This is a genomic window from Streptomyces tricolor (assembly GCF_002155905.1).
GTDB classification, from domain to species: Bacteria; Actinomycetota; Actinomycetes; order Streptomycetales; family Streptomycetaceae; genus Streptomyces; species Streptomyces tricolor.
The window spans coordinates 1-6,435 of sequence record NZ_MUMF01000589.1; the positions used below are offsets into that span (position 1 = coordinate 1).

The following is a 6,435-nucleotide window of genomic DNA, read 5'->3' on the forward strand; positions in this document are numbered from 1 at the left end:
AGCAGGCGGCCCGGGCGGCGGGGCACGCGCCGGACGCCATCCCGGACACCGGTGACCTGGCCGCCGACCTCAAGGCGGTGCTGCGGGCCACCGTGGACGAGCTCGTGGACCCGCGCTTCGAGGTGCCGTCGCGGGCGCTGGCCGCGGAGGGCGTGGTCAACGAGCAGCTCGGCCGCGAGTTCGTGGCCAAACTCCTCGAACCCCAGCTCCAGCTGTACGTCGCCCGCCTGCGCTCGGCCCAGGACACCGGGCAGGTACGGGCCGACGTGGACCCGCGGATCGCGCTGGAGCTGTTCGTCTCACCGCTCGCGCAGCGCTGGCTGCAGCGCACCGGGCCGATCTCGTACGACTACACGGACACCCTGGTCGACTACGCGCTGTACGGCATCGCACCGCGGTGACCGCCCGTCGGCCACCCCTCTCGGTCGGGTTCCGGACCCCCGAAGCACGCGAAGATGGGACGATAGGGCATGCTGTCCGCACACCAGCGAGGCGAGGGGATAGATGAGCGGGACGTTCGGGGGCCGCACCGGTCGGCAGGGCAAACTCTCCCAGTGGCTGCTCGGACGCCGCTCGAAGGAGGCCGCCGCGGACGACGGCGGCCGTGAGGCCCTGCTGCTCGGCGCCGCCGCGGCGGGACTGCCCCTCGCCCCCGCCGCGCACCCCGCCGACGGCTACCGCTGTTCCTGCGACCGCGTGGGCTGCCCCACCCCGGCCCGGCACCCGGTGTCCTTCGCCTGGCAGACGCAGTCCACCACCGACCGCGCCCAGATCGAGCGATGGGCCCGGCACCAGCCGGAGGCGAACTTCATCACCGCCACGGGCATGGTGCACGACGTGCTGGACGTGCCCCTGGAGGCCGGCCGGGAGGCCCTGGAGCGGCTGCTCGGCTCCGGCGTGGAGGTCGGACCGGTCGCCGAGAGCGACGACGGCCGCATGCTGTTCTTCACCCTCACCCGGGGCACCCCCGAGGACGAGGACGAGTGGTGGCCCTGCGAGCTGGACTGCCACCCGGAGACGATGGACGAGCATCCCGGCCTGCGCTGGCACTGCCGGGGCTCCTACGTCCTGGTACCGCCCGCCCGGCTGCCCGGCGACGACGACCAGCGGGTGCGCTGGGTGCGCGGCACCGAGCATCCGCTGCCCGACCCGCTGAGCCTGCTGGAGGCGCTCACCGACGCCTGCGCCCGGCACGTGGGCACCGAGGCCGGCCACCACGGCGCGGCCTGGCCCCTGCACCACTGAGCGAGCCGCTCACTCCCCCTGGGCGGAGGTCAGGCCCCACGCGCGCCCCAGCATCCGCACCGGGCCGCTGCCGGCCGGGTCGACCGCGGCCTCGTTGGCGATCGACTCCATCGTCAGGGACTGCTTCACCTCGCCCTTGACCAGGGCCTGCACGTCCTTGTTCGGGATCGGCACGGTGGCGCCCGTGTAGGCGGTCCGCTTCTCGAAGTGGCGGGTGGTGAAGAACACCAGCGCCCCGCCGTCCGCGGTGCGCAGCGCGAGCGGCGCGTAGGCGCCGTGGTTGAGCGGCTCGTCGATGAACTGCCGGACGAGGCCGGGCTTCTTGGCCTCCTTGGCGCGGGCCGCGCGCAGCCCGCTGGTGTCGCGGCCGTCCGCGAAGGTCTTCCCGCCGTGCTTCAGGTAGTCCGCGTACGTCTCGCTCAGCTTGTCCGGCCGGACGGCCAGCCGCGTGGTGTCGGCGGGTACGGCCTCGGCCCAGCCGTCCTCGTCCTTCTTGAACTCCGGTACGGTGCCGGGGGTCATGAGCGTGAGGTAGGCCACCTGCCAGCGCTCGTCGAGGTCGCCCCGGGTGAAGACCAGCACCCAGCGGTAGTTCCCGCCCTTGTTGCCCCGGGCGTCGGCGACGAACCAGCGGGGCCAGCCGGCCTTCTTCGGGATCGTGAACTTCACGTCCGTCAGCGCAAGCGGGGTGTGGCGCGGGTTCCCGGACGGGCTGTTGACGCGCCCCGCCTTCAGCCGGGCGGCGTCGATGTCGGCGACCGCGCCGGTGACGTAGGGCGCGTCCAGGGAACTGTCGTAGGCCTTGTCGGCCTTGTTGTACGCGTCCGTGAACGCGGTGAGCGCCTTGGCGGCCTCGGCGCGGGTGCTGGCGGGCAGTACCTCGCGCTCCCCGTGCACCACCACGCATCCGCTGGCGGTGAGCGACAAAGCGGTCAGCGAGGCCGCTATGAGGGCCTTACGGTCACGCCTGCGAAGCCGTCGACGGCTGCGTTCCCTGGTCATCGGGCTCCTTCACCTTCCCCTTTCCGGAGGCGAACCCTACCGGGGAGAGGAACAGCGCGAGCACCGGGACCAGGTACAGCGCCCACACCGTGACCTGGACGACCGTCGGGTCCGGCTGGAAGTTGAGGACGCCCTTCAGCAGGGTGCCGTACCAGCTGTCCGGCGGGATGGTGCCGCTGATGTCGAAGGCCAGCTCGTTGATGCCGGGGACCCAGCCGGCCTCCTGGAGGTCGTGGAAGCCGTACGCGAGCACGCCCGCCGCGACCACGACCAGCATGCCGCCGGTCCAGGTGAAGAACTTGGCCAGGTTGATCCGCAGGGCGCCGCGGTAGAACAGCCAGCCCAGCAGCACCGCGGTGGCCAGGCCGAGGGCGACGCCGGCCAGCGGGCGCGGGGTGCCGTCGCTCGCCGCGTGCACCGACGCCCACACGAACAGCGCGGTCTCCAGGCCCTCCCGGCCGACGGCGAGGAACGCGGTGGCGACCAGCGCGCCCGTGCCGAGGGCGAGGGCCGCGTCCAGCTTGCCGTGCAGCTCCGACTTCAGGTGCCGGGCGGTGCGCCGCATCCAGAACACCATCCAGGTGACCAGGCCCACGGCGAGGATCGACAGGGAGCCGCCGAGCGCCTCCTGCGCCTGGAAGGTCAGTTCCTGGGAGCCGTACTCCAGGGCGCAGCCGAAGCCCATGGCGATGGCGATCGCGATGCCGATGCCGGTCCAGATCGGCTTCAGGGCGTCCCTGCGGCCGGTCTTGACCAGGTAGGCGATCAGGATGCAGACGACGAGCGACGCCTCCAGACCCTCGCGCAGACCGATCAGGTAGTTGGAGAACACGGACTACGCCTCCTTCGAGAACAGCGTGCGGCCCCACCAGTCGTGGGCGTCGCGGACCCCGGGCGGCACCGCGAAGACCGCGGAACCCACGTGCTGGATGTACTCGTTGAGCGCGTCGTGGGCGGCGAGGTTGCGCTGGAGCGGGATGAAGCCCGTGCGCACGTCCCGCTGGTAGGCGAGGAAGAACAGGCCCGCGTCGAGCCGGCCCAGGCCGTCGGTGCCGTCGGTGAAGGAGTAGCCCCGGCGCAGGATGGTCGCCCCGTTGTTGGCGTCGGGATGCGCGAGCCGCACGTGCGCGTCGGGCTTCATCGCCTTCAGGAACGGCTCGTCGTGCTCCTTGGCCTTGCCGACCGGGGCGCCCTCGCGCTTGTCGCGGCCGAACACGTCCTCCTGTTCCTGCAACGAGGTGCGGTCCCAGGTCTCGATGTTCATCCGGATGCGCCGGGCGACCAGGTACGACCCGCCGGTCATCCACGCCGGCCCGTCGCCGTCGCCGACCCACACGAACTTCTTCAGCCGGTCCGTCTCGGTGCCCGCGATGTTGCGGGTGCCGTCCTTGAAGCCGAAGAGGTTGCGCGGGGTCTGCGCGTCCGGGGTGGTGGAGGAGGTCTTGCCGAAGCCGAGCTGGGACCAGCGCACGGCCACCGTGCCGAAGCCGATGCGGGCCAGGTTGCGGATGGCGTGCACGGCGACCTGCGGGTCGTCGGCGCAGGCCTGGATGCACAGGTCGCCGCCGGTGCGGGACCGGTCCAGGTTGTCGCCGGGGAACTTGGGCAGGTCGACGAGAGCCTCGGGCCGCCGGTCGGCCAGGCCGAACCGGTCGAACAGCGACGGCCCGAACCCGATGGTCAGGGTCAGCCGGGACGGCTTGAGTCCGAGCGCCTCGCCGGTGTCGTCCGGCGGAGCCTCGGCGAGCCCGCCGTAGGCGCCCTCGCCGACCGTCTTCCCGGCGGTCATCCGGCGGGCCGCCGCCGTCCAGTCCTTGAGCAGCTGGACGAACTCCTCGCGGTCCTCGGTCTTCACGTCGAACGCGGCGAAGTGCAGCCGGTCCTGCACCGGGGTGGCGATGCCGGCCTGGTGGACGCCGTGGAACTCCACCGCGCCGCCCGCCTCGGCGGCGGCCGGGTCCATGTCGTCGCCGGTCCTGGCCATCGCCACGGCGCCGCCGGCCGCGGCGGCGCCGAGCGCGAGCCCGGCACCGCCCCAGCCGATCAGCGCGCGGCGCGACGGATTGCTCCCCTGGCTCTCGGTCATCGCCCTGCCCCCTTGCCTACTTCACGACCGCGACGGCGAGCTTGGACAGCGGCTCGGCGAGCGCGTTCACCGCGTCGGACAGCTCCTTGCGCTGGTCCTTGGTGACCTTGTCGTAGGAGACGAAGTCGTACGACGTCTTGTCCGTGCGGTACGTGTCGAGCAGCGTGTTCAGCGCGGTGAACTGCTTGTCCAGCTCCTTGGCCAGTGCCGGGTCGTTCTTCGCGGCGACCGGCTTCAGCAGTTCGTAGGCCTTCTGGGCGCCCTCGACGTTGCCCTTGAAGTCGACCAGGTCGGTGTGGGCGTAACGATCCTCCTCGCCGGTGACCTTGCCGGTGGCGACCTCGTCCAGCAGCTCCTTGGCGCCGTTGGCCATGGAGGTGGGGGTGATCTCGGCCTTGCCGACCCGCTTCTGCCAGTCCTTGAGGTCCGTCAGCAGCCGGTCGGCGAGGGCCTTCTCCTCGGCGCCGATCTTCTTGTCCTGCCAGAGGGCCTTCTCCAGCCGGTGCCAGCCGGTCCACTTCTGGCCGTCCTCCAGGCCGTCCTCGCGGACGTCGACCTTCGGGTCGATGTCACCGAAGGACTCGGCGACCGGCTCGGTGCGCTCCCAGCCGAGGCGGGAGACGGCGTAGGCCTTCTTCGCGGCCTCCAGGTCGCCGTCCTTGATCGCCTGCACGAAGGCCGCGGCCTTCGGCAGCGTCTCGTCGGCCTGGTCCTGGGCGTACTGGCGGTACTCGGCGACCGCCTTGTCCAGCTTCGGGTCGCGCTTGGCGGTGCTGCCGCCGCCGGTCACGGTCAGCTTCTGCCGGACGCCGTGGCCCTTCATGCCCGGCCGGCAGGCTATCTCGTACGACCCGGCCTTCACCTCGGCGGTGAGCGTGTACTTGGTGCCCGGCCCGATGTTCTCCTTCTCGGAGACGATCCGGTCGTCCGGGAACAGGATCTCGACCTCGGTGGCCCTCGACCCCTTGTTCTCGATCTTCAGCGTGACCCGGCCGGCCGGCACGGACTTGGCGGAGGTGTCGCACGCCGAGTCGGCGGCCGTGACCTGGATGGCGTCGCCGTCCTTCGCGTCGCTCTTCGCGGTGCAGGCCGAGAGGGCGGTCAGAGTCGCCGCGGTGGCGGCGGCGGTGACGGTCAGTCGGACGGCTCGCATGCGGGCTCCAAGCGGGTCTGGGCTGGTGAGGCTGGCCTAACTTACATGAGGCTTACCTCACCCATACCCGTGCGTGCCGTGATTCAGCTCTCACAGAGGGATCACAGACACGGCTCGATCTCAATGGCTCAAAGTGGACGCCAGGGGATGGCAAAGGGACGGTCAAAGCGGCCGTTTCGGTCCCACCACGACCGCGCCCGTGCGGGGGTGGGGGAACACCTCCACCGGGTGCTCGTACACCTCCGAGAGCAACTCCTCGGTGAACACCCGCTCCGGCGGGCCGTCCGCCGCGACCCGGCCGTCCCGGAGCACCACGACCCGGTGCGCGTACGCCGCCGCGAGCGCCAGATCGTGCAGCACGACCACCACCGCGTCCCCCGCCCGCGCCCGCTCCCGGCACAGCCGCAGCACCGCCTCCTGGTGCTTCAGGTCCAGCGCGGCGGTCGGCTCGTCGAGCAGCAGCAGGGGCGCGCGCTGGGCGAGCACCCGGGCCAGCGCCACCCGGGCCCGCTCGCCGCCGCTGAGCGCCGGGAACGGCCGCCCGGCGAATCCGGTGACCTCGGTCGCCGCCATCGCCTCGGCCACGGCGAGGTCGTCCTCCGCGGGCGTCGCCGCGTGCGGCGCCCGGCCCATCCGTACGACCTCCGCCACCGTGAAGGGGAAGGCGAGGGCCGCCGACTGGGGCAGCACGGCCCGGCGCAGCGCGAGTTCGGGCGCGGACCACTCGGCGGCGGGGCGGCCGTGGACGCGGACGACACCGGCGGCGGCCGGGAGGTCCGCGGCGAGCGCGGCCAACAGGGTCGATTTCCCGGCGCCGTTGGGTCCGACCAGGGCGAGCACCTCGCCGGCGCGGACGGTGACGTCGACGCCGCGCAGCACGGCGCGGGCACCCCGCCGGACGTGCAGGTCCTCCGCTTCGGCGACGGCGTCGCCCGGGGCGGCGGGGACG

General features: G+C 72.4%; 7 protein-coding genes. 2 read left to right on the forward strand and 5 right to left on the reverse strand.

The window, feature by feature from the left end; translation table 11 throughout:
• The coding region (locus CCN44_RS34520) for a TetR-like C-terminal domain-containing protein (protein WP_208639898.1) at positions 1–401 on the forward strand (401 nt) is incomplete at its 5' end.
• A 103-nt stretch (positions 402–504) separates the two neighbouring features.
• Positions 505–1,245: a bifunctional DNA primase/polymerase gene (locus CCN44_RS34525; protein ID WP_059249031.1), complete on the forward strand. Its 741-nt coding sequence runs from the start codon at positions 505–507 to the stop codon at positions 1,243–1,245.
• A gap of 9 nt (positions 1,246–1,254) precedes the next feature.
• Here the strand turns inward: CCN44_RS34525 and CCN44_RS34530 are convergent, their stop codons facing one another.
• From CCN44_RS34530 to CCN44_RS34550, 5 genes are all read right to left on the reverse strand, one after another.
• Complete coding sequence (locus tag CCN44_RS34530) at positions 1,255–2,247, reverse strand: SCO2278 family lipoprotein (RefSeq protein ID WP_086702360.1); 993 nt, start codon at positions 2,245–2,247, stop codon at positions 1,255–1,257.
• A complete protein-coding gene (efeU, locus tag CCN44_RS34535; protein WP_059249029.1) occupies positions 2,207–3,079 on the reverse strand; it encodes an iron uptake transporter permease EfeU in 873 nt (290 codons plus the stop codon). The genes CCN44_RS34530 and efeU overlap by 41 nt, the downstream gene beginning before the upstream one ends.
• Positions 3,080–3,082: 3 nt before the next feature.
• On the reverse strand, positions 3,083–4,333 hold the full coding sequence (gene efeB, locus CCN44_RS34540) for an iron uptake transporter deferrochelatase/peroxidase subunit (protein ID WP_059249028.1): 1,251 nt from the start codon (positions 4,331–4,333) through the stop codon (positions 3,083–3,085).
• Between the two features lie 16 nt (positions 4,334–4,349).
• Positions 4,350–5,486, reverse strand: a complete 1,137-nt coding sequence (gene efeO / locus CCN44_RS34545; RefSeq protein ID WP_086702363.1) for an iron uptake system protein EfeO — start codon at positions 5,484–5,486, stop codon at positions 4,350–4,352.
• A 162-nt stretch (positions 5,487–5,648) separates the two neighbouring features.
• A partial coding sequence (locus CCN44_RS34550; RefSeq protein ID WP_244204013.1) for a heme ABC transporter ATP-binding protein occupies positions 5,649–6,435 on the reverse strand: 787 nt, incomplete at its 5' end.